Origin of the sequence: Methylobacterium radiodurans, from assembly GCF_003173735.1 — a bacterium.
GTDB lineage: Bacteria > Pseudomonadota > Alphaproteobacteria > Rhizobiales > Beijerinckiaceae > Methylobacterium > Methylobacterium radiodurans.
This window is the reverse complement of the sequence record NZ_CP029551.1, coordinates 1,865,364-1,888,619: the sequence shown is the minus strand read 5'-3', so window position 1 is coordinate 1,888,619 and position 23,256 is coordinate 1,865,364. Positions and strand designations below refer to the sequence as shown.

21 protein-coding genes and 2 tRNA genes are annotated in these 23,256 nt (G+C 68.4%); 4 read left to right on the top strand and 19 right to left on the bottom strand.

Annotated elements, in window-relative coordinates; genetic code table 11:
- Window positions 1-8: 8 nt before the first annotated feature.
- The 19 genes from proS to DK427_RS08570 all read right to left on the bottom strand — a co-directional run bounded on the left by proS (window position 9) and on the right by DK427_RS08570 (window position 20,353).
- Entirely contained in the window at window positions 9-1,334 is a 1,326-nt protein-coding gene (gene proS / locus DK427_RS08660) for a proline--tRNA ligase (RefSeq protein WP_109950923.1), read from the bottom strand.
- Between the two features lie 449 nt (window positions 1,335-1,783).
- Window positions 1,784-2,119: a DUF1467 family protein gene (locus tag DK427_RS08655; RefSeq protein WP_109950922.1), complete on the bottom strand. Its 336-nt coding sequence runs from the start codon at window positions 2,117-2,119 to the stop codon at window positions 1,784-1,786.
- A gap of 3 nt (window positions 2,120-2,122) precedes the next feature.
- On the bottom strand, window positions 2,123-2,527 hold the full coding sequence (gene mce / locus DK427_RS08650; RefSeq protein WP_109950921.1) for a methylmalonyl-CoA epimerase: 405 nt from the start codon (window positions 2,525-2,527) through the stop codon (window positions 2,123-2,125).
- A gap of 135 nt (window positions 2,528-2,662) precedes the next feature.
- Entirely contained in the window at window positions 2,663-4,336 is a 1,674-nt protein-coding gene (locus DK427_RS08645; RefSeq protein ID WP_109950920.1) for a ribonuclease J, read from the bottom strand.
- Between the two features lie 13 nt (window positions 4,337-4,349).
- Window positions 4,350-5,168, bottom strand: a complete 819-nt coding sequence (locus DK427_RS08640; protein WP_109950919.1) for a biotin--[acetyl-CoA-carboxylase] ligase — start codon at window positions 5,166-5,168, stop codon at window positions 4,350-4,352.
- A complete protein-coding gene (gene nuoN, locus DK427_RS08635; RefSeq protein WP_109950918.1) occupies window positions 5,165-6,613 on the bottom strand; it encodes an NADH-quinone oxidoreductase subunit NuoN in 1,449 nt (482 codons plus the stop codon). Before nuoN ends, DK427_RS08640 begins: the two co-directional genes overlap by 4 nt.
- Window positions 6,614-6,622: 9 nt before the next feature.
- On the bottom strand, window positions 6,623-8,143 hold the full coding sequence (locus tag DK427_RS08630; RefSeq protein WP_109950917.1) for an NADH-quinone oxidoreductase subunit M: 1,521 nt from the start codon (window positions 8,141-8,143) through the stop codon (window positions 6,623-6,625).
- On the bottom strand, window positions 8,143-10,251 hold the full coding sequence (gene nuoL / locus DK427_RS08625; protein ID WP_109950916.1) for an NADH-quinone oxidoreductase subunit L: 2,109 nt from the start codon (window positions 10,249-10,251) through the stop codon (window positions 8,143-8,145). The genes DK427_RS08630 and nuoL overlap by 1 nt, the downstream gene beginning before the upstream one ends.
- Window positions 10,252-10,357: 106 nt before the next feature.
- Entirely contained in the window at window positions 10,358-10,663 is a 306-nt protein-coding gene (nuoK, locus tag DK427_RS08620; protein ID WP_066921598.1) for an NADH-quinone oxidoreductase subunit NuoK, read from the bottom strand.
- Between the two features lie 17 nt (window positions 10,664-10,680).
- Complete coding sequence (locus DK427_RS08615) at window positions 10,681-11,301, bottom strand: NADH-quinone oxidoreductase subunit J (RefSeq protein WP_109950915.1); 621 nt, start codon at window positions 11,299-11,301, stop codon at window positions 10,681-10,683.
- 127 nt (window positions 11,302-11,428) lie between these two features.
- On the bottom strand, window positions 11,429-11,917 hold the full coding sequence (nuoI, locus tag DK427_RS08610) for an NADH-quinone oxidoreductase subunit NuoI (protein ID WP_066921602.1): 489 nt from the start codon (window positions 11,915-11,917) through the stop codon (window positions 11,429-11,431).
- A 22-nt stretch (window positions 11,918-11,939) separates the two neighbouring features.
- Window positions 11,940-12,962, bottom strand: a complete 1,023-nt coding sequence (nuoH, locus tag DK427_RS08605; protein WP_109950914.1) for an NADH-quinone oxidoreductase subunit NuoH — start codon at window positions 12,960-12,962, stop codon at window positions 11,940-11,942.
- An 11-nt stretch (window positions 12,963-12,973) separates the two neighbouring features.
- A complete protein-coding gene (nuoG, locus tag DK427_RS08600) occupies window positions 12,974-15,043 on the bottom strand; it encodes an NADH-quinone oxidoreductase subunit NuoG (RefSeq protein WP_109950913.1) in 2,070 nt (689 codons plus the stop codon).
- A gap of 38 nt (window positions 15,044-15,081) precedes the next feature.
- Complete coding sequence (gene nuoF, locus DK427_RS08595; protein WP_109950912.1) at window positions 15,082-16,383, bottom strand: NADH-quinone oxidoreductase subunit NuoF; 1,302 nt, start codon at window positions 16,381-16,383, stop codon at window positions 15,082-15,084.
- Window position 16,384: 1 nt separating this feature from the next.
- Window positions 16,385-17,473 (bottom strand): NADH-quinone oxidoreductase subunit NuoE, encoded by a 1,089-nt coding sequence (gene nuoE / locus DK427_RS08590; protein ID WP_109950911.1) that lies wholly within the window; start codon window positions 17,471-17,473, stop codon window positions 16,385-16,387.
- Window positions 17,474-17,496: 23 nt separating this feature from the next.
- The gene (locus DK427_RS08585; protein ID WP_109950910.1) at window positions 17,497-18,687 is read right to left on the bottom strand and encodes an NADH-quinone oxidoreductase subunit D; all 1,191 of its coding nucleotides are present in this window, start codon (window positions 18,685-18,687) and stop codon (window positions 17,497-17,499) included.
- Window positions 18,688-18,701: 14 nt separating this feature from the next.
- Window positions 18,702-19,349, bottom strand: a complete 648-nt coding sequence (locus DK427_RS08580; protein ID WP_109950909.1) for an NADH-quinone oxidoreductase subunit C — start codon at window positions 19,347-19,349, stop codon at window positions 18,702-18,704.
- 8 nt (window positions 19,350-19,357) lie between these two features.
- On the bottom strand, window positions 19,358-19,945 hold the full coding sequence (locus DK427_RS08575; protein ID WP_109950908.1) for a NuoB/complex I 20 kDa subunit family protein: 588 nt from the start codon (window positions 19,943-19,945) through the stop codon (window positions 19,358-19,360).
- Between the two features lie 42 nt (window positions 19,946-19,987).
- Window positions 19,988-20,353, bottom strand: coding sequence for an NADH-quinone oxidoreductase subunit A (locus tag DK427_RS08570; protein ID WP_109950907.1), 366 nt, complete (start codon window positions 20,351-20,353; stop codon window positions 19,988-19,990).
- Between the two features lie 356 nt (window positions 20,354-20,709).
- Between DK427_RS08570 and DK427_RS08565 the strand changes: the two genes are divergently transcribed.
- The 4 genes from DK427_RS08565 (at window position 20,710) to DK427_RS08550 (ending at window position 23,207) form a co-directional block, all read left to right on the top strand.
- Window positions 20,710-20,786: transfer RNA gene (locus tag DK427_RS08565), tRNA-Asp, on the top strand.
- Window positions 20,787-20,852: 66 nt separating this feature from the next.
- Window positions 20,853-20,929, top strand: a tRNA-Asp gene (locus DK427_RS08560).
- A 118-nt stretch (window positions 20,930-21,047) separates the two neighbouring features.
- A complete protein-coding gene (locus DK427_RS08555) occupies window positions 21,048-21,350 on the top strand; it encodes a hypothetical protein (RefSeq protein ID WP_162559748.1) in 303 nt (100 codons plus the stop codon).
- Window positions 21,351-21,437: 87 nt separating this feature from the next.
- Complete coding sequence (locus tag DK427_RS08550; protein ID WP_109950905.1) at window positions 21,438-23,207, top strand: ABC transporter ATP-binding protein; 1,770 nt, start codon at window positions 21,438-21,440, stop codon at window positions 23,205-23,207.
- Window positions 23,208-23,256: the final 49 nt, after the last annotated feature.

Genomic DNA, 23,256 nt, shown 5'->3' with positions numbered 1-23,256 from the left:
GCGCGCCTTCAGATCCGCCGGATGCGGCTGACGAGATCGACGGGCGCGACCGTCTCGCGCTCGCCGCCCGCCCGGCGCTTCAACTCGATCTTGCCCTCGGCGAGACCTTTCGGCCCGACCACGACCTGCCAGGGCAGGCCGATCAGGTCGGCGGTGGCGAACTTGGCGCCGGGGCGCTCGTCGCGGTCGTCGTAGAGCACCGTGAGGTTGGCGGCCTCGAGCTGCGCCTGGATCTCGGCGCAGGCGGCGTCGGTCGCGGCGTCGCCCACCTTCAGGTTGATCAGTGCGACGTCGAAGGGCGCCACCGCGTCCGGCCAGATGATGCCGCCCTCGTCGTGGCTCGCCTCGACGATCGCGGCGACCAGCCGGCTCGGGCCGATGCCGTAGGAGCCCATATGGACCGGCCGCTCGATGCCGTCCGGACCCGCCACCTTGGCGCCCATCGGCTCGGAGTACTTCGTGCCGAAGTAGAAGATGTGCCCGACCTCGATGCCGCGGGCGGCGAGGCGATCGGCCTCCGGCACCTCCGCGAAGGCGTCGGCCTCGTGCATCTCGTCGGTGGCGGCGTAGTGCGAGGTCCAGGCATCGACGATGCCCTGCAGCGCCGCCACGTCCTCGAAATCGGTGTTGGCCGGCGGAATCGGAAAGTCGAGATAGGCACGGTCGCAGAAGACCTCGCTCTCGCCGGTCTTGGCCAGAATGATGAACTCGTGGCTGAGATCGCCGCCGATCGGCCCGGTGTCGGCGCGCATGGGGATCGCCTTGAGGCCGAGGCCCGCGAAGGTGCGCAGATAGGCCACGAACATCCGGTTGTAGGCGTGGCGGGCGCCGGCTTGGTCGAAGTCGAAGGAGTAGGCGTCCTTCATCAGGAACTCGCGCGAGCGCATCGTGCCGAAGCGCGGGCGCACCTCGTCGCGGAACTTCCACGAGATCTGGTAGAGGTTCTTCGGCAGGTCCTTGTAGGAGCGCACGCTCGCCCGGAAGATCTCGGTCACCACCTCCTCGGCGGTCGGACCGTACAGGATGTCGCGGTCGTGCCGGTCCTTGATGCGCAGCATCTCCTTGCCGTAGGCGTCGTAGCGTCCGGATTCCCGCCAGAGGTCGGCCGACTGCACGGTCGGCATCAAGAGCTCGACGGCGCCGGCCCGGTCCTGCTCCTCGCGGATCACCGCGCAGACCCGGTTCAGCACACGCAGGCCCAGCGGCAGCCACGCGTAGATGCCCGCGGCCTCCTGGCGGATCAGACCGGCGCGCAGCATCAGGCGGTGCGAGACGATCTCGGCCTCCTTGGGCGTCTCGCGCAGGGTGGGCAGGAAATAGCGGGAGAGACGCATGGCGATCCGATCGCGGTCCGGACTTCAACGGGCGCGGCGGGAGCGTTCCGCGCCGAGCGCACACAACACATTGCCTCGGGAAAACACAAGCGTTGGACGGACCCTACACCTTCCCCGGCGCCGCGCGCTTTTCACACCGTGCGGGCAGCCGGCGATGGTTCGTTCCCGGCTGTGGCAAAAAACAGCACTTTTCGCCCCCAAGGGGCGTGACAGCACGAACTGTTGTTCCTATAAGCGCTCTCGCGATGTTTGCGACGCCCGGCAGAGGTGGCGCAGGGTCCGAGTCTCGGGAGGAAAAACCGACCGCCGCGCAGGCAATGCGTAGGTCAATCAAGGTCGACCCATCTACGCTCTTCGAAAAGCAAGGCCTCGGGCCTTGCTTTTTTGTTTTGTGCAGAGACTGCCTGCGACCCTCGGACTCTGGACGGTCCGGCTTGTGCCGGGCTTGCCTACAACCCGGCGAGCGGAAAGATCGCGAGCGCCGCGAGGAAGACCGCGCCGGCGAACAGCGTGGTCCAGACCGCCTTCTCGCGCAGACGCGGCGCCGCGGGCGCGCCGGGATCCTGGCCCTGCACGATGTGCTCGGGTCGGGTCTCGGGCTGGTTGCGGATCGGCAGGATCGCGAAGAGCAGCGTCCACCAGACCACGAAGTAGAGCGCGGTGGCGCCCACGATCGTCAGCTTGAACAGAGCGACCGCCGCGGCGACGAACGCCGCGACGAGCACGACGACGAGGGCGAGCGTGCGCCCCGTCGACCGCGCCACCTGTGCGAGGAAACCGCCCACGCCTCAGACCTGCTCCAGCTCGACCAGCGTGCCGAGGAAGTCCTTCGGGTGGAGGAAGAGAACCGGCTTGCCGTGGGCGCCGATCTTCGGCTCGCCGGTGCCGAGCACGCGGGCCCCTTCCGCCTTCAGCTTGTCGCGGGCAGCCAGGATGTCGTCCACCTCGTAGCAGACGTGGTGGATGCCCCCGCCCGGATTGCGCTCGACGAAGGCGGCGATGGGGGAATCCTCGCCCAGCGGCGACATCAGCTCGATCTTGCTGTTGGGGAGTTCCACGAAGACCACGGTGACACCGTGCTCGGGCTGGGGCAGCGGCGGCTGCACGGTGGCGCCGAGCGTGTCGCGATAGACCGCGCAGGCGGCATCGAGGTCGCGCACCGCGATGGCCACGTGATTGAGACGGCCGATCATCGTTTCCTCCGTGTGATCTCGTTGCCTCCACCCGTGAGGAGGCGGATCCTATCTCCCTATGGAAGCCGCCGCCTTCACACAACGCGTACGCCCTCCCCATCTGCGAGGGAGGGCGTGCGCCAGGCAGGTATCGCCTCAGACCTCGACCACCTGCACGTGGCAGGCGGGCTTCTTGCCCCAGGCCTCGTTGACCGCGGTCCGGACGGCCCGGTCCACGGTCTTCTCGACGCCTTCCGAGTCCTTCAGCTTGCCCTTCGACAGCCCGGCCAGGGTGTCGGTGACCGCGTCGACCACCGCCTCGATCAGCGGCTCGCCGGTGCGGCCGCGGTTCGGCAGGCCGATGATGTCGATGGCGGGCTCGCCCAGCACCACCCCGTCCTCATCGATGGCGATGGCGACCGAGACGAGGCCGGCCTGAGCGAGCTTCCGCCGCTCGGGAATCGCCCGGTCCTTGTCGTCGATCAGCACGTTGCCGTCCTTGAACAGGCGGCCGGCCTTGACGTGGGTGATCACCTCCGGCTTGCCGGGCGCGAGGCGGACCAGGCTGCCGTTGCGGGCCTTCACCACGTTCTGCACGCCCTGCGCGCGGGCGAAGCGGGCGTGCTCGTCGAGGTGGAGCGCCTCGCCGTGGACCGGGATCGCGGTGCCGGGCCGGGTCCAGGCATACATCTCGACCATCTCGTCCCGGCGCGGGTGGCCGGAGACGTGGACGAGTTCGGTGCGGTCAGTGATCACCTCGACGCCCTGCTCGATCAGGTCGTTGATGATGGAGCCGACGTCGCGCTCGTTGCCGGGGATGGCGCGCGAGGAGAAGATCACCCGGTCGCCGCCGGCGAGCTGGATGTCGGGATGGTCGCGGCGGGAGACGCGGGCGAGCGCGGCGCGGGGCTCGCCCTGCGAGCCGGTGAGCAGCGCCACGACCTTCTCGCGCGGCAGGCTCTTCCACGAATCGGCGCGGCGGAAGTCCGGCAGGCCGTCGAGGTAGCCGCACTCGCGGGCGACGTCGATGACCCGGTCCATTGCGCGGCCGACCGCGATCACCTCGCGGCCGCAGGCCTGGGCAGCCTCGGCGACGGCGCGGATGCGGGCGACGTTCGACGCGAAGGTCGTCACCGCGACCCGGTGCGGCGCCTCGGCGATGAGCTTGCGCATGGTCTGCGCGACCTCGGCCTCGGACGGCGAGAAACCCTCGCGCACGACGTTGGTGGAGTCGCAGACGAGCGCCAGGATGCCCTCGTCGCCGAGCGCCTTGAACGCTTCGGGCGAGGTGACCGAGCCCGCGACCGGCGTCGGGTCGATCTTCCAGTCGCCCGTGTGCACCACGAGACCCGCGGCGGTGCGGATCGCGATAGCGTTCGATTCGGGGATCGAGTGCGAGACGGGAACGAATTCGAGATCGAAAGGACCGACCGTCACCCGCTTACCGGGCTTCACCTCGCGCAGCTCGACCTTCGGAGCGCCCGGCTCGCCGAGGCGGCGGGTCTCCAGCAGGTTCTTGGCGAAGCGCGTGGCGTAGACCGGCACCTTGAGGCGTGGCCACAATTCGCTGATCGCCCCGATATGGTCCTCGTGCGCGTGGGTGATGAAGATCCCGAGCAGATCCTTGCGGCGCTCCTCGATGAAGCTGAGGTCCGGGAACATCAGGTCGATGCCGGGCATCGCCTCCTCGCCCGCGAAGCCCATGCCGCAATCGACCATGATCCACTTGCGCCCCTTCTCCGGCCCGAAGCCGTAAAGCGCCGCGTTCATCCCGATCTCGCCCACCCCGCCGAGCGGCAGGAAGACGAGCTCGTCCTGTTTCGTCGTCATCGTTCGTCCAACCTCACGCCGCCGTTGCGGCCGTTCCAAAATGCACCTCGCCAGCCGTCACGAGCCGGCGCGCACCGTCCGGGGCCGACATGATGAGCCGTCCCCCCTCATCGATCTCATCGAACCGCCCGCGCACGGTCTCCGTGCCGGTGCGGACCGCGATGGGCTGACCCAGCCCCGCCGCGCGTGCGAGCCAACGCTCGCGAATCCCGTTGAACCCGCGCCCGCCATCCCAGGCGCGCGCGGCGCCGGCCAAGCGGTCCGCCAGATGTTCCAGCACCGTCTCCGCGTCGGTCGCGTATCCCGCGCCCTGAAGCGAGGCAGCCCGGTCGGCGAACGCCTCCGGCACGCCGATGACGTTGACTCCGAAGCCGATCACCACTGCGCGGCGCCCGCCCAGCAGCGTCTCGGCCTCCAGCAGGATGCCGGCCAACTTGGCCTTACCGCACAGAACGTCGTTCGGCCACTTCAGACGGAAAGATCGGTCCGCGGCGCCCGGTTCACAGTCCGGCGCGGTGCCGCAGGCCGCCTCCAGCGCCTCCGCCAGCGCGATGCCCGCCACGAAGCCGAGGGTCGCGAGGCGCTCCGGATCGATGCCGGAGGCTGGCCAGAGCACGCTCGCCGCGAGGTTGCCGGGAAGCGAAGCCCAGGCATTGCCGCGGCGGCCCCGACCGGCCTCCTGGACGCGCGCCGCGATCCAGAGCGGGCCCGTCTCCCCGGCGCGCGCAAGCGCCAACGCCTCCGCGTTCGTCGAGGCGAGGCGCTCGTGAACGTGGAGGCGGTGTCCGTCGGCCCGGGCGGCTGCGCCCAGGCGGTAGCCCGTGCGCGTCAGAACAGCGACCTCGCCGCCGCCTCGGCCGCACCGCGAAGGGGCGCCGGCAGCACGAAGAACAGGATCACCACGACGCTCGACAGGGCAAGCACGATGCGCAGGCCAGGGGCCATGGCCTCGTAGGGCGCCTTCGGCTCGTCGAAATACATGATCTTGACGATGCGCAGGTAGTAGTAGGCGCCGACCACGCTCGTCATCACGCCGATCACCGCGAGGGTGAAGAGCTTCGCCTCAATGGCGGCGGCGAAGACGTAGAACTTGCCGAAGAACCCAGCCAGCGGCGGGATGCCGGCGAGCGAGAACATGATCATGGCGAGCAGGAAGGCCAGCCACGGATGGGTCCGGGAGAGGCCCGACAGGTCCTCGATCGTGTCGAACATCTCGTCGCGACGGCGCAGGGACAGGATGATCGCGAAGGCGCCGAGCGTCATGGCGAGGTAGATGATCATGTAGATCACCACGCCGAAGATGCCGGCCTCGGTCCCGGCGGCCAGCCCGATCAGCGCGTAGCCGATATTGCCGATCGACGAGTAGGCCATCAGGCGCTTGATGCTGCGCTGGCCGATCGCCGCGAAGGAGCCGAGCGCCATCGAGGCGATCGAGATGAAGACGATGATCTGCTGCCAGATCGCGGTCACGTCCGGCAGCGCGCCGATGAAGATGCGCACCGTCATGGCGACGGCCGCCATCTTGGGCGCGGACGAGAAGAAGGCGGTCACCGGCGTCGGCGCGCCCTCGTAGACGTCCGGCGTCCACATGTGGAACGGCACGGCCGACATCTTGAAGGCGACCGCGGCTGCCACGAACACGATGCCGAGCACGATGCCGAAGCCGGCATTGGCCTCGTTCAGCGCCGAGACGATGCCCGGAAACGAGACGGTGCCGGTGAAGCCGTAGATCAGCGACGAGCCGTAGAGCAGCATGCCCGACGAGAGCGCTCCGAGCACGAAGTACTTGAGGCCGGCCTCAGTCGACTTCAGGTCGTCGCGGTGGAACGAGGCGATGACGTAGAGGGCGAGCGACTGCAGCTCAAGGCCGAGATAGAGCGCGATCAGGTCGTTGGCCGAGACCATCACCATCATGCCGATGGTGGAGAGCACGACGAGGATCGGGAACTCGAACCGATCGATGCGTTCGCGCTGGAAGTAGTCGCGCGAGAGCAGGATGGTGGCGGCCGAGCCCAAGAGGACCAGCGCCTTCATCACCTTGGAGAACCCGTCCTGGATGAAGGAGCCCGACAGCGTCGTCACCTTCACGCCCGGCGCCTGAGAGACCACCACGAAGAAGGCGAGCATCAGCAGGAGGAGCGCGCCGACATTGACGCCCTCGACGGATTTCTCGCCCCGGAAGGCGCCGTAGAGGATCAGCACCATCACGCCGGCGCTGAGGATGATCTCAGGCAGGAGCGGGGCGAGCGTGGGGAGCACGGAGTGGACTGTCGGCATCTCTGAATCTCAGCGCGCCAGCGGCAGCACGTTGGCCGCGGTCTGCGTGGTCGAGAGGGCGGAGCGGATGCCCGTCATCAGGGCCTCCGTGGAGGGCGCGAAGGTGTCGAGGATCGGGGCCGGGTGCACGCCGTAGTAGATCGTCAGGAAGACGAGCGGGGCCAGGATCAGCTTCTCGCGGTTGTCGAGATCGAGGATGCCCTGGAGGTTGGGCTTCTCCAGCTTCCCGTAGATCACCCGGGCGTAGAGCCAGAGCGCGTAGCCGGCCGACAGGATGATGCCGAAGACCGAGAAGAAGGCGACCGTGGGGTTGGCCTTGAAGGCGCCCATCATGGCCAGGAACTCCCCGACGAAGCCGGAGGTGCCCGGCAGTCCGACATTGGCCATGGTGAAGACCATCATGGCCACAGCGTAGAGCGGCATCCGCTTCACGAGGCCGCCATAGGCCGCGATCTCGCGGGTGTGCATCCGGTCGTAGACCACGCCGACGCCGAGGAAGAGCGCGCCCGAGACGATGCCGTGCGAGATCATCAGGAACAGCGCGCCCTGGATGCCCTGCTCGTTCAGCGTGAACAGGCCGAGCGTCACGAAGCCCATATGCGCCACCGAGGAGTAGGCGATCAGCTTCTTGATGTCGGTCTGCATCATCGCGGTGAGCGAGGTGAAGATGATCGCGATAACCGAGAGGGCGAAGACCAGCGGCGCGAACTCCTGGCTGGCGATCGGCAGCATCGGCAGCGAGATCCGGATGAAGCCGTAGCCGCCCATCTTCAGCAGGATGCCGGCCAGGATGACCGAGCCCGCGGTCGGCGCCTCGACGTGGGCATCGGGGAGCCAGGTATGGACCGGCCACATCGGCATCTTCACCGCGAAGGAGGCGAAAAAGGCGAGCCAGAGCCAGGTCTGCATCTGCGCCGGGAAGCGGGTCTGCAGCAGGGTCGGGATGTCGGTCGTGCCGGCGTGCCAGTACATCGCCATGATGGCTAGCAGCATCAGCACGGAGCCCAGCAGCGTGTAGAGGAAGAACTTGAAGCTCGCGTAGATGCGCCGCTTTCCGCCCCAGATGCCGATGATGAGGAACATCGGGATCAGGCCTGCCTCGAAGAACAGGTAGAACAGCACCAGATCAAGCGCGCAGAACACGCCGATCATCGTCGTCTCGAGGACGAGGAAGGCGACGAAGTACTCCTTCACGCGGGTGTCGATGGAGTGCCACGACGCGCCGATGCAGAACGGCATCAGGAAGGTCGTGAGCAGCATGAGCGGCATCGAGAAGCCGTCGAGCCCCAGCTTGAAGCGGATGTTCTCGGCCAGCCAAGCGTGGTTCTCGACCAGCTGGAAGCTCGGCGAGGAAGCGTCGTAGCGGCCCCAGGCAACCAGCGAGAGCAGGAACGTGATGATCGTGGTGGCGAGCGCCGCCCAGCGGGCGTTGCGCTTCACGCTGGCCTCGTCGCCGTTCAGCGTGAGGATGAAGGCGGCGCCGCAGAGCGGGACGATCAGCAGGCCGGAGAGGATGCCGAGGCCGAACATCAGTGCGCACCCTTGGGGAGACCGGTCATCATGTACCAGCTGATCAGGCCGGCGACGCCGATCAGCATGACGAAGGCGTAGTGGTAGACGTAGCCGGTCTGGAAGCGGACGACGCCGCGGGTCACGTCGATCACCCGGGCGGCGATGCCGTCCGGCCCGGCGCCGTCGATGGCGCGGCCGTCCACCTGCTTCCAGAGGAAGATGCCGAAGCCCTTGGCCGGACGCACGAAGATCCGGTCGTAGAGCTCGTCGAAGTACCACTTGTTGAGCAGGAAACGGTACAGCGAGGGCTGCTGCTCGGCGAGCTTATGCGGGAGCTCGGGCCGGCGGATATACATCCAGAAGGCCACGACGAAGCCGGCGAGCATCATCACGAAGGGCGACAGGGCGACCCAGCGCGGCACGTTGTGGATGTCGTGCATGATGTGGTTGTCGGGCCCGTGCGCCAGGGCGTGGCCCCAGAAGGCGTCCATGCCGTCGCCGATGAACCGGTTCTTGAAGATCAGGCCGGCGAAGAGCGCGCCGAAGGCGAGCACCGCGAGCGGGATCGTCATCACGAGCGGGCTCTCGTGCGGGGTATGGGGCGCTTGGTCGTGGTGCTCCACGGCCGAGTGAGAGGCCGGCTCGACGTCGTGGCCCTTGTCGTCGTGGGCGACACCCTCGTGGTGGCCGGGCGCGCCGTCCGCCTGATGGGCGGTCGCGGAATGAGCGACGGCCGGGGCGTGAGGATCGGCGTGGTGGTCGTCATGACCGTGGGCGCCGTGATGAACCCAGCGGGCCGGGCCCTCGAAGGTCATGAAGAACAGGCGCCAGGAGTAGAACGAGGTGAAGAAGGCCGCGATCACGGTGGCGAAGAAGGCCAGCGTGTGCCCGGGCCGGGTCGACATGTAGGCCGCCTCGATGATGGCGTCCTTCGAGTAGTAGCCGGCGGTGAACGGGAAGCCGATCAGCGCGAGCGTGCCGATCGCCATCATGGCGGTGGTGAAGGGGATGTAGGGACGGAGCGCCCCCATGTTCCGCATGTCCTGCTCGTGGTGCATCGCGTGGATGACCGAGCCGGCGCCGAGGAACAGCAGCGCCTTGAAGAAGGCGTGCGTGAAGAGGTGGAACACGCCCGCCGCGTAGGCGCCGACGCCGAGCGCGACGAACATGTAGCCGAGCTGCGAGCAGGTCGAGTAGGCGATCACGCGCTTGATGTCGTTCTGCACGAGGCCGACGGTGGCGGCGAAGAAGGCCGTGATGCCGCCGATCACCGTGACAACGATGAGGGCGTTGGGGGCCAACTCGAAGAGCGGCGAGAGCCTCGCGACCATGAAGACGCCCGCGGTGACCATGGTGGCGGCGTGGATAAGCGCCGAGACCGGGGTCGGGCCCTCCATCGCGTCCGGCAGCCAGGTGTGCAGCAGGAACTGCGCCGACTTGCCCATCGCACCCATGAACAGGAGCAGGCACGCGAGCGTCAGCGCGTGCCAGTCGTAGCCCAGGAAGTGGAAGGTCGCGTCCTTGAACTCATTCACCCGCGGAAAGATGCCGTCGAAACCGACCGCGCCGAACAGGACGAAGACGAGGAAGATGCCGAGCGAGAAGCCGAAATCGCCGACACGGTTGACGATGAAGGCCTTCATGGCCGCCGCGTTCGCCGAGGGCTTCTCGTACCAGAAGCCGATCAGCAGGTAGGAGGCGAGGCCGACGCCCTCCCAGCCGAAGAACATCTGAACGAGGTTGTCGGCCGTCACCAGCATCAGCATGGCGAAGGTGAAGAGCGACAGGTAGGCGAAGAACCGCGGCCGGTGCGGATCCTCGTGCATGTAGCCGATGGAGTAGAGGTGCACGAGCGTCGAGACCGAGGTGACGACGACCAGCATCACCCGGGTCAGCGTGTCGATCCGGAAGGCCCAGTCGACCGTGAGGTCGCCGGCCGTGAACCAGGTCGCGACCTGCACGCGCACGGCCTCGCCGCCCTCGATGAAGACGCCCCAGGACAGGAGCGCCGCGAAGGCGAGGCAGGCGGTGGTGACGTACTCGCTCGCCCGCGCGCCGATGGAGCGGCCGAACAGCCCGGCGACGAGCGCGCCGATGAGCGGGAAGAAGACGATCGCGTGATACATCGTTCTCGTGCAGTCCGGCCTTCAGGCGCGCGGCATCTGCCGCGGCCCACGGGTTTCAGGTCAGGGCGAGGCGGGGCTCCGGCCGCCGAAGCGGCTCTAGCCGCCTCTAGCCCTTCATCATGCTCACGTCCTCGACCGCGATGGAGCCGCGGTTGCGGAAGAACACCACCAGGATGGCAAGACCGATGGCGGCCTCGGCAGCGGCCACGGTCAGCACGAAGAGCGCGAAGACCTGGCCGGTGATGTCGTTGAGATGCGTCGAGAACGCCACGAGGTTGATGTTCACCGCGAGCAGGATCAGCTCGACGGACATCAGGATCACGATGATGTTCTTGCGGTTGATGAAGATGCCGAGCACGCCGAGCGTGAACAGGATCGCCGCGACGGTGAGGTAGTGGCTCAGGCCGATCATGGTGCTGCCCTTCTCCCTCAGACCTCGACGCCCTGGCGCGAGGGGACCTTGCGGTTCTCCACGGCCATGGCCTGCGTGCGGGCGTTCTGCACGGAGATGTTCTGGCGCTTCACGCCGGGGCGGTCGCGCAGCGTCAGCACGATGGCGCCGATCATCGCGACGAGCAGGATCAGGCCGGCGAGCTGGAAGAAGTAGACGTATTCCGTGTAGAGCACCCGGCCGAGCGCGGCGGTGTTCGTCAGGTTCTCGGTCGCGGCCGGGTTGCCGAGCGGCGTCTGGACGAGGCCTGGGTCGATGGTCCAGGAGCCTACCACCAGCAGGATCTCGATCAGGAAGATCACCCCGATCAGCGCGCCCACCGGCAGGTATTGCTGAAAGCCCTGGCGCAACTCGGCGAAGTCCACGTCGAGCATCATCACGACGAAGAGGAACAGCACCGCGACGGCGCCGACATAGACGACCACGAGGATCATCGCCAGGAACTCGGCGCCCATCAGGACGAAGAGGCCTGCGGCGTTCACGAAGGCCAGGATCAGGAACAGGACCGACGCCACGGGGTTTCGTGAGGCGATCACCATGAACCCGGAGGCGATGGCGACCCCCGCGAACAGGTAGAAGAAGGCGGCTGGTGCGGTCATGCGCTTGTCAGGATCGGCCGCGCGGGGCGGCCCCTTCTGCCTCGTGGATGGACACGGCCAGCGCGGGCTGGCCGTCCTATAGAACCGGGGTCCCCGCCGCACAAGGCGCGGGAGACGCTTGTCCCTGTCAGCGGTAGGGAGCGTCCATCGCGATGTTGCGCGCGATCTCGCGCTCCCAGCGGTCGCCGTTCAGCAGGAGCTTCTGCTTGTCGTAGAGCAGCTCCTCGCGGGTCTCGACCGAGAACTCGAAGTTCGGCCCCTCGACGATGGCGTCCACCGGGCAGGCCTCCTGGCACATGCCGCAGTAGATGCACTTCACCATGTCGATGTCGTAGCGCGTGGTGCGCCGCGTGCCGTCGTTGCGGCGCGGGCCCGCCTCGATCGTGATGGCCTGGGCCGGGCAGATCGCCTCGCAGAGCTTGCAGGCGATGCAGCGCTCCTCGCCGTTGGGGTAGCGGCGCAGCGCGTGCTCGCCCCGGAAGCGCGGGCCGCGATGGCCCATCTCGAAGGGATAGTTGATCGTCGCCTTCGGCTTGAAGAAGTACTTCATGGCGAGGACGAACCCCGACACGAACTCCTTCAGGAGAAGGCTCCTGGCGACCTGATCGAGCTTCATGCCCGGATCTCCGATGTTTCTGTCACGCGCCCGGCGCGAGGCCGGTGAGCTTGAGGACGAAGGCGACGACGACGACCGAGATCAGCGAGAGGGGCAGGAAGACCTTCCAGCCGAGGCGCATGAGCTGGTCGTAGCGGTAGCGCGGCACCATGGCCTTCACCATGGCGATCATGAAGAACAGGAAGCTGGCCTTAAGGGCGAACCAGATCACGCCCGGCACCCAGGTGAAGGGCGCGAAGGGGATCGGCGAGAGCCAGCCGCCGAGGAACAGGACGGTGCCCAACGCGCACATGGTCATGATCGCCACGTACTCGCCTAGCATGAAGAGCAGGTACGGCGTCGAGGAGTACTCGACCATGTAGCCGGCAACCAGCTCCGACTCGGCCTCGGGCAGGTCGAAGGGCGGGCGGTTCGTCTCGGCCAGCGCCGAGATGAAGAACACCACGAACATCGGGAAGAGCCAGAGCCAGTACCAGCCGAACAGGCCGAGGCTAGTGTCCTGCGCCAGCACGATGCGCGAGAGGTTGAGCGAGCCGGCGCAGAGCAGCACGCAGATGATCACGAAGCCGAGCGAGACCTCGTAGGAGATCATCTGCGCGGCGGAGCGGAGCGCGCCCAGGAAGGCGTATTTCGAGTTCGAGGCCCAGCCGCCCATGATGACGCCGTAGACGCCGAGCGACGAGATCGCGAAGATGTAGGTGATGCCGACGTTGATGTCGGCGATCGCCCAGCCCTCGGCCAGCGGGATCACCGCCCAGGAGGCGAGCGCGAGCGTCGCGAAGACGAGCGGCGCCAGCAGGTAGATGCCCTTGTTGGCACCGGCCGGGATCACCGGCTCCTTGATCACGAACTTGATCAGGTCGGCGAAGGACTGGAACAGGCCCCAGGGCCCGACGACGTTCGGGCCGCGGCGGAGCTGCACCGCCGCCCAGATCTTGCGGTCGGCGAGCAGCGCGTAGGCGATGAAGACGAGGAGCAGCGCGAGGAGCACGAAGCTCTTCAGCGCGATCAGGAGCACCGTCCCGACGATCTCGAGAGTGGTCATGGGCGGTGCTCCTACTCGGCCGCCTCGAGCGCGCGCCCGCGGGCGAGGCTCGAACACTCGGCGAGTACCCGCGAGGCGCGGGTGATCGGGTTGGTGAAGTAGAAGTCGCGGACCGGCGACTCGAAGGCGCTGCGATCGCCCTCGCCGCTCAAGGTTGCGAGGCGCTCCAGCGCGGCGGCGACGTCGCTCTCGGCGACGCTGCCGACAGCCGCGAAGTGCGGATGCTCGGCGTAGAGCGCGCGGCGCAGCGCGTTCAGTGAATCGTAGGGCAGCTTCTTGCCCAGCACGTCCGAGAGGGCGCGCAGGATCGCCCAGTCCTCGCGGGCGTCGCCCGGTGGGAAGCCGGCGCGGTTGGCCTGCTGCACGCGGCCTTCCGTGTTCACGTAGGTCGCGTTCTTCTCGGTGTAGGCGGCGCCCGGCAGGATCACGTCGGCGCGGGTCGCGCCGCGGTCGCCGTGGGTGCCCTGGTAGATCACGAAGGCGCCCGGGGCGACCTCGCACTCGTCCGCGCCGAGGTTGAAGAGCACGTCCACGCCGCCGCCGACGATTGCCGCGAAGTCGAGACCGCCCTCCCCCGGCACGAAGCCGAGATCGAGCGCGCCGACGCGGGCCGCCGCGTTGTGGAGCACGCCGAAGCCGTTCCAGTCCGGCGTCACCGCGCCGACGTCGCGGGCGAGCTGTGCCGCCGCGGCGAGCACGCCCGGCTGGTTCGCGGCCGACTCGCCGACGATGATCAGGGGGTGGTTGGCGGCCTTCAGGGCCTCCAGGAAGCTGTGCTCGCCCCGTGCCAGGGCGGCGAGCGAATCGGGACCCGCGCCGATCTGCACGTGGGGGTAGGTCAGGTCGGCGGGCTCGCCGATCATGCCGACCGCGAGCGGGGCCATGCGCCAGCGCTTGCGGATCCGCACGTTCAGAAGCGAGGCCTCGATGCGCGGGTTAGTGCCGACGAGCAGGATCGCGTCGGCCTGCTCGATGCCGGGAATGGTCGGGTTGAAGGTGTAGGCGGCCCGGCCCCAGGCCGGATCGAGGCCGGCGCCGGCCTGACGGCAATCGAGGTTGGCGACGCCGAGCGAGCCCATCAGCTGCTTCAGCGCGAAGACCTCCTCGACGGCCGCGAGGTCACCCACCACGGCGCCGACGCGCTTCGGGTCGGCGCCCTTGAGCTTGGCGGCGATCGCCCCGAACGCCTCGGCCCAGGAGGCCGGGCGCAGACGGCCGTTCTCGCGCAGGAAGGGCCGGTCGAGGCGCTGGAGCCGCAACCCGTCCACGGCGTGGCGGGTCTTGTCGGAAATCCACTCCTCGTTGATCTCCTCGTTGACGCGCGGTTCGATCTGCATGACCTCGCGGCCGCGGGCATCGACGCGGATCGCCGAGCCCACCGCGTCCATCACGTCGACCGACTCGGTCTTCGACAGCTCCCAGGGGCGGACGTTGTAGCTCTGCGGCTTGTGCACGAGCGCGCCGACCGGGCAGAGGTCGGCGACGTTGCCCTGCAGCTCCGAGTTCATCGCCTGTTCGAGGTAGCTGGTGATCTCCATGTCCTCGCCACGGCCGATCGCGCCGAGGTCCGGCACGCCCGCGACCTCCGCCAGGAAGCGCACGCAGCGGGTGCAATGGATGCAGCGGTTCATCGCGGTCCGCACCAGCGGGCCGATATACTTCTCCTCGACCGCGCGCTTGTTCTCGCTGTAGCGCGTCGAGTCGACGCCGTAGGCCATCGCCTGATCCTGCAGGTCGCAGTGGCCGCCCTGGTCGCAGATCGGGCAATCGAGCGGGTGGTTGATGAGGAGGAACTCCATCACCCCCTCGCGGGCCTTCTTCGTGCCCTGCGAGCGCGTCAGCACCTCAGGCGGCTCGCCGTTGGGACCCGGGCGGCAATCCTTCACCGCGTAGGCGCAGGAGGCCACGGGCTTCGGCGCGCCCTTCAGCTCGACCAGGCACATGCGGCAATTGCCGGCGATCGACAGCCGCTCGTGGAAGCAGAAGCGCGGGATCTCCGCGCCCGCAACCTCGCAGGCCTGGAGCAGCGTGTACTCGGCCGGGACGTCAACCTCGATGCCGTCGACGAGAATCTTCGTCATCTGTCTTTCTCAGGCTCGGACTGCGCGGGCGCGGCGGATCACTCCGCTGCCATCGGCACGGGGTCCGTGTGCGGGTTGGCGGTGTAGCGGTCGATCCGCTTCTCGATCTCGGGTCGGAAGTGCTTGATCAGGCCCTGGACCGGCCAGGCGGCGGCGTCGCCGAGCGCGCAGATCGTGTGGCCCTCGATCTGCTTCGTGACCTCGAACAGCATGTCGATCTCGCGCTTCTGCGCGCGGCCCTTCGACATGCGGGTGAGGACGCGCCACATCCAGCCGGTGCCCTCGCGGCAGGGCGTGCACTGGCCGCAGGACTCGTGCTTGTAGAAGTACGAGATCCGGGTGATCGCCTCGACGATGTCGGTCGACTTGTCGAGGACGATGACCGCCGCCGTGCCGAGGCCGGAACCGAGGCCGCGCAGGGTGTCGAAGTCCATCTTCGCGTCGATGATCTGCTCGGCCGGCACCAAGGGCACCGAGGAGCCGCCGGGGATCGAGCAGAGCAGGTTGTCCCAGCCGCCACGCATGCCGCCGCAATACTTGTCGACGAGTTCCCGGAAGGTGATCCCGAGCTCCTCCTCGACGTTGCAGGGCTTGTTGACGTGGCCGGAGACGCAGAACAGCTTCGAGCCGGTGTTGTTCTTGCCGCCGAGTCCCGCGAACCACGCCCCGCCGCGGCGCAGGATCGTGCCGGCGACCGCGATCGACTCGACGTTGTTCACCGTCGTCGGGCAGCCGTAGAGGCCCATATTGGCCGGAAACGGCGGCTTCAGCCGCGGCATCCCCTTCTTGCCTTCGAGGCTCTCGATGAGGGCCGTCTCCTCGCCGCAGATATAGGCGCCCGCACCGTGGTGGACGTAGATGTCGAAGGGGTAGCCGTGGACGTTGTCCTGCCCGACGAGGCGCGCCTCGTAGGCCTCGTCGACGGCCTTCTGCAGGGCGTGCTTCTCGGCGACGTACTCGCCGCGGATGTAGACGTAGCAGGCGTGCGCCCCCATCGCGAAGGAGGCCAGCATGCAGCCCTCGATCAGGAGATGCGGGTCGTGCCGCATGATCTCCCGGTCCTTGCAGGTGCCGGGCTCCGACTCGTCGGCGTTGACCACGAGGTAGTGCGGGCGCCCGTCCGACTTCTTCGGCATGAACGACCACTTCAGGCCGGTCGGGAAGCCGGCGCCGCCGCGCCCGCGCAGCCCCGAGGCCTTCATCTCCTCGATGATCCAGTCGCGGCCCATCTCCAGCAGGAACTTGGTGCCGTCCCAGGCGCCGCGCTTCTTCGCGGCTTCGAGGCCGGGGGAGTGCAGGCCGTAGAGGTTGGTGAAGATGCGGTCCTGATCGGAGAGCATGTTAGGTCCTCTCAGGCTTGGTGGCGGGCTTCGGCTTGGCGCGGCCCTTCGGCAGCTTCGGCGATTCCGCGGTGGGCGTCGGCTCGGAGGGCTCCTCCTCGCCGGAGGCGGCGGGCTGGGGCGGCGGCACGTCGCGCGGCAGCGACGACTGTGCGCCGGCCTCGGCGCCCGCGGGCTCCAGATCCTTGATCGCCTTCGGCTCGGTCGCCGGCGCCTCGGACTTGCCGGCGGTCGAGTGCTCCGTTTCGGAGGCGTCCGCCTTGTCGCTGGCCTTCACCGGCTCCTCGCCGGCGGCGGCGCGCTGGGCCGGGGCATCGCTCGACTTGGTCTCGACCGGCCGGCCGGCATCGGGGCGGGCCGGCTTCGGATTCGTTGCGGCCTGCTGCTCGCTCGACGCGGCCTCGGACTTGCCCGCTTGCGCGTCCTCGTCCTTGCGCGACTCCTCGAAGCGCTTGCGCCAGGCGCCGACGCGCGAGCCGTCGTAGAGGGTCGGGTCGGTCAGCGTATTAGGGCCGCCCAGCGGCTCGGACGCGGTCCGGTCGACCTGCGGGCCGACTTTGACCGGGCGCCCGGCGGCGAGGTCGTCCATCAGCTTACCCAGCAGCTCGGGCGTCAGGTCCTCGTAATAGTCCTGGTTGATCTGCACCATCGGCGCGTTGCAGCAGGCGCCCAGGCACTCGACCTCGAGCCAGGAGAAGGTGCCGGTCGGATCGACATGGCCCGAGGGGCCGAGCCGCTCGTGCAGCATGTCCTTCAGCTCGCGCGCGCCGCAGGAATCGCACGGCACCGTTCCGCAGACCTGGATCCAGTAGCGGCCGACCGGCTCAAGCGCGAACATCGTGTAGAAGGTGGCGACCTCCAGCACGCGGATCGCGGGCATGCCGAGCTCGGCCGCCACCGCCTCGATCGCCTTCTGCGGCAGCCAGCCGCCGTTCTGCTCCTGGGCGCGCCACAGGAGCGGGATTACCGCCGAGGCCTGACGCCCCTCCGGGTACTTGGCGATCTGCCCCTTGACCCACTCGGCGTTTTCCGGCGTGAACGCGAAGCTCTCGGGCTGCTCGGCGGCGGGGGCTAGTCTGCGGTTGGCCATCGTCTCAGAAACCCTTCAGCCGCTCAGCGGTCCACCTCGCCGAAGACGATGTCGAGCGTGCCGAGCACGCAGGACACGTCGGCGAGGAGGTGCCCGCGGCACATCCAGTCCATTGCCTGGAGATGGGCGAAGCCCGGCGCGCGGATCTTGCAGCGGTACGGCTTGTTGGTGCCGTCCGAGACTAGATAGACGCCGAACTCGCCCTTGGGCGCCTCGACCGCGGCGTAGACCTCGCCGGCCGGCACGTGGAACCCTTCGGTGTAGAGCTTGAAGTGGTGGATGAGCGCCTCCATTGAGCGCTTCATCTCCCGGCGCGGCGGCGGCGCGAACTTGCCGTCGATCGAGGCGATCGGCCCCTGCCCGGCAGGCTCACGCAGCTTGGCGCAGCACTGCTTCATGATCTTTACGGATTCCCGCATCTCTTCCATGCGGATGACCTGGCGATCGTAGGTGTCGCCGTTCTTTCCCACGGGGATGTCGAATTCCATCTCCTCGTAGCACTCGTAGGGCTGCGACTTGCGCAGGTCCCACGGGATGCCAGAGCCGCGCACCATCACGCCCGAGAAGCCCCAGGCCATCGCCTCCTCGACCGAGACGATGCCGATATCGACGTTGCGCTGCTTGAAGATGCGCGAGCCCATGACGAGCGCGTCGAGGTCGTCGACGACCTGCAGGAACGGGTCGCAGAAGGCGTCGATGTCGTCGATGAGCGCGGGCGGCAGGTCCTGGTGCACGCCGCCGGGGCGGAAGTAGTTGGCGTGCATGCGAGCGCCGGAGGCGCGCTCGTAGAAGATCATCAGCTTCTCGCGCTCCTCGAAGCCCCAGAGGGGCGGCGTGAGCGCGCCGACGTCCATCGCCTGCGTGGTGACGTTGAGGAGGTGTGAGAGCAGGCGCCCGATCTCGCAGTAGAGCGTACGGATCAGCTGGGCGCGCCGCGGCACCTCGATGCCGGCGAGCTTCTCGATCGCCAGGCAGAAGGCGTGCTCCTGGTTCATCGGCGAGACGTAGTCGAGCCGGTCGAAATAGGGCGTCGCCTGCAGGTAGGTCTTGTGCTCGATCAGCTTCTCGGTGCCGCGGTGCAGGAGGCCGATATGCGGGTCGACCCGCTCGACCACCTCGCCGTCGAGCTCCAGCACGAGGCGCAGCACGCCGTGCGCCGCCGGGTGCTGGGGGCCGAAGTTGATCGCGAAATTGCGGATGTTGTGCTCGGTCATGGCCGTCTCCGCGCTCAGGCCGTCTTCTTCTCGTCGCCCGGCAGCACGTAGTCCGTGCCTTCCCAGGGCGAGAGGAAGTCGAAGTTGCGGAACTCCTGCGTGAGCTTCACCGGCTCGTAGACGACGCGCGCCTCGTCCTGGTCGTAACGGACCTCGACGAAGCCGGTGAGCGGGAAGTCCTTGCGCAGCGGGTGCCCCTCGAAACCGTAATCGGTGAGGAGGCGCCGCAGGTCCGGATGGCCCGAGAACAGGATGCCGTAGAGGTCGTAGGTCTCGCGCTCGAACCAGTTCGCCGCCGGGAAGACGTCGATCACCGAGGGGACCGGCGTGGTCTCGTCGGTCTGAACCTTCACCCGGATGCGGGTGTTATGGCGCAGCGAGAGCAGGTGGTAGACGACGTCGAAACGCCGCTCGCGGCCCGGATAATCGACGCCGCAGATGTCGATGAAGCAGCGGAAGCCGCAATTCGGGTCGTCGCGCAGGTAGGTCAGCGCGTAGACGATGTCGGAGGCCTGGACCACGAGGGTCAGCTCGCCGAAGGCGATGCCGCGCTCGACGATCGCCGGCCCGAGCGCGCCGCCGATCCGGTCGGAGAGCGCCTGGAGCGCCCCCTCGCCCGCGTCGGGCTGGGTGTGGGCGAGGATGGAGATGCCGTTCGTCATGTCCGCCCCTAGCGCTCGATCGTGCCGGTGCGGCGGATCTTCTTCTGGAGCAGAAGCACGCCGTAGAGCAGCGCCTCGGCGGTCGGCGGGCAGCCCGGGACGTAGATGTCGACCGGCACCACCCGGTCGCAGCCGCGCACCACCGAGTAGGAGTAGTGGTAGTAGCCGCCGCCGTTTGCGCACGAGCCCATCGAGATGACGTAGCGCGGCTCCGGCATCTGGTCGTAGACCTTGCGGAGCGCCGGGGCCATCTTGTTGGTGAGCGTGCCGGCCACGATCATCACGTCGGACTGGCGCGGGCTACCGCGGGGCGCGAAGCCGAATCGCTCGCAATCGTAGCGCGGCATCGACATCTGCATCATCTCGACGGCGCAGCAGGCCAGCCCGAAGGTCATCCACATCAGCGAGCCGGTGCGGGCCCAGGTGATCAGCTCGTCGGCCGAGGTCAGCAGGAAGCCGCGGTCGGCCAGCTCGTCGCTGATCGACAGGAAGGTCGGATCATCCGCGCCGATCGGCCGACCCGTGTTCGGGTCGATGATGCCCTTCGCCGCCGGGGCGATGGTGGGCGCGCGGGAGAGGTCGTGCGTGAGGGCCATGATTGCCTCAGAAGCGTGGCGTCTGCGGGGTCCGGCTCAGGCTTAGTCCCACTCGAGGGCACCCTTGCGCCACTCGTAGACGAAGCCGACGGTCAGAACCCCGAGGAAGACCATCATCGACCAGAAGCCGAGCCAGCCCAGTTCCCCGAAGGTGATCGCCCAGGGGAACAGGAAGGCCACTTCGAGATCGAAGATGATGAACAGGATGGCGACGAGGTAGAAGCGCACATCGAACTTCATGCGCGCGTCGTCGAAGGCGTTGAAGCCGCACTCGTAGGCCGAGAGCTTCTCCGGATCCGGGCTGCTGTAGGCGACCAGGAACGGGGCCACCAGCAGCGCGGCGGCGATGAACAGCGAGACGCCGATGAAGACGATGAGCGGGAGGTAATCCGCCAGAAGACCGGTCATGCGACACCCCGTGCACGATTGGGACCGCGGCGCCCGAGTCCGGTCCGGCCAATCCATCCAGGCCGATGCGGCCCGGCGAGGCCGTACCGGCCGGCCAATGGAATTGCTCCAATCCCAGAGTGCGCGTGGCCGGAGGCTTAGTCGAGGGGAACAGGCGAGACAAGGGCATTGCGCGTCGCACAACGTCCTCGTGCCACACAGAGATGGTGATGTGTCCCAGCGCCGTCAGGCGGGCAGATCCGCGCATGCCGCCGGGCCGCGGAGCGGTTGCTCAGAAAGTCGCCGGCGGCTGCTTGACAGGGCAACGCCCCACTCATAAACCCCGGCCGTCGCCGAGACGAAGGCGACGACGCCACGCGGGCGTAGCTCAGTTGGTTAGAGTGCCGGCCTGTCACGCCGGAGGTCGCGGGTTCGAGCCCCGTCGCCCGCGCCACGTTTCCCTTCAGCCTCGCTGATGATCGTCCGGGACAGCCGCATGTCGGCGTCCTCGCTGCGCCGCGCGGGCGTAGCTCAGTTGGTTAGAGTGCCGGCCTGTCACGCCGGAGGTCGCGGGTTCGAGCCCCGTCGCCCGCGCCACAGCAGACACACCCTCCTCGTCACCGTTGCACAGGCGCTGTCCGGTCGCCGCTTCGCCGCTTTGCGATGCAACCAATCCGTTCCGGCCGCGTCTCCCGGCAGCAACCGGAGCCGGACGATGGAACCCATGAAGCCGATGAAACCCATGGAGCCCATGAAGCCCATGGAACCTATGAAGGGCGCGGAGCCCTGGTGGCCCGAGGATCTCGGCAGCCCGGCGAGCAGCGGCGGCCAGAACGGGCTGCGCTACGCCTTCTTCCCCGACAAGCATCGCCTCCTCGTCGAGCGTGACGGCAAGACCACGACCTACGACAGCGGCGACCACCGCATCGGCGGGGTACAGCAGCAGAACGGCGGGTCCGTCAGCTTCTCCAGCCAGAACGGCACCGTCGACCTCGATTCGCTCAAGCAGATCGGCTGAGCGGATCGGGTGGGGCACCCGCGCGTGGACAGGGCCGGCGGCGCTCATTAAGCGCTGCCGGATGCCGGCCCGATCGCGACACCTCCGATGCGCACGCTGAGAGACCTTCTGCGCGCGCTCGAGCCCGACGAGCGGCGGCGCCTCGCCCTGATCGCACTGGGACTTGCCGGCACGGCTCTCCTGGAGGTCGTCGGCGTCGCCTCGGTGATCCCGTTCCTCACCCTCGTCGGCGATCCCGCGGCGGCCGAGCGCCTGCCCTACCTCGCCGCCCTGCGCGACGCGCTCGGTCTCGCCGACCCGCGCAGCTTCCTCATCGCGACGGGGCTCGCGGCGCTGCTCGCCATCCTGACGACGGCCGTCGCCAATGCGGGGCTGACCTACGCGCAGCTCCTGTTCACGCATCTCACCGGCTACCGGCTCGCGCGCCGCCTGCTGTTCCGCTACCTCGACCGCGAGCGGCTGTTCTTCGCGCAGGCCAACAGCGCCGAACTCGCCAAGAACGTGCTGAGCGAGACCGACCGGGTGGTGATCGGCGTTCTGACGCCGCTGACGATCATCGCCTCGCGCGCCGTCTCGTCGCTCGCCATCATCGGCTTCCTGGTGGCCTACGCGCCGCGCCTCGCGCTCGTCCTTGGCGGCGGGTTCGGCGGGCTCTACGTGGGCATCTACCTCTTCGTACGCGCCCGCCTCGCCCGCATCGGCGCCCGCTCGGTCGCCGACAACGAGACGCGCTTCCGCGTGGTGCAGGAAACGCTCGGCGCGCTGACGGAGCTGAAGCTCTATGGCCGGGCCGAGGGCTTCGCGGGCCGCTTCGACGCGCCGGCCCGGGCCTTCGCCCGCGACAGCGCCGCAAGCCACGTGACGGGTCAGCTCCCGCGCTTCGTCATCGAGGCCCTGGCCTTCGGCGGGGTGATCGTCGTGGTGCTGTTCGCGCTCGCCCAGGGGCTCGACACCGCCGGCATCCTGCCGCTGCTGGGCCTGTTCGCCTTCGCGGGCTACCGCATGCTGCCGGCGTTCCAGAACATCTTCAACGCGCTGGCGCTCTTGCGCTTCACCCTGCCGGCCGCGCGGCTGATCGTGGACGAGCTGGGTGACGAGCCGGCGCGCGCGGTCCGCTCGCCGGATCGCCTGCCCTTCCGCGAGGCGCTGCGCTTCGAGGGCGTCGGATTCGATTACGAGCCCGGCCGGCCGACGCTCTCGGGAATCGACCTGACGATTCTGGCGGGCGCCACAATCGGCCTCGTGGGCCGCACCGGCTCGGGCAAGTCGACCCTTATCGGGCTCCTGCTCGGCATCCTGGCCCCGGGGTCCGGCCGGATCACGGTGGACGGCGTTGCCCTCAGGCCCGACACCCTCCCCGCCTGGCAGAACCGCGTCGGCTACGTGCCGCAGGAGGTCTTCCTGGTGGACGGCACGGTGGCCGAGAACATCGCGCTGGGCCTCGACCAGCCGGACGACGTCCGCGTCGAGCGGGCGGCGCGGCTCGCCGGCCTGCACGCCTTCGTCGCCGGGCTGCCCGAGGGCTACGCGACCCGGGTCGGCGAGCGGGGCGCGCGCCTCAGCGGTGGCCAGCGCCAGCGCATCGGCATCGCCCGCGCGCTCTACCACGAGCCCGACGTCATCGTGTTCGACGAGGCGACCTCGGCCCTCGACGGCGAGACCGAGGCCGCGGTGATGCGGGCCCTGGGCGATCTGGCCGGTACGCACACCTTGATCATGGTGGCCCACCGCCTGACGACGCTGGAGCGCGCCGACACGGTCTACGTGCTGGATGCCGGACGCGTCGTGGCCTCGGGCACGCCCGGCACGGTGCTGCCGGGGCTCGCCGCGATGCCGGGAATCACCCCGGCGGCCTGAGAAGACCGGGTGACGGGCGCTGCCCCGGCTCCGCTATACTCCGGGCCCG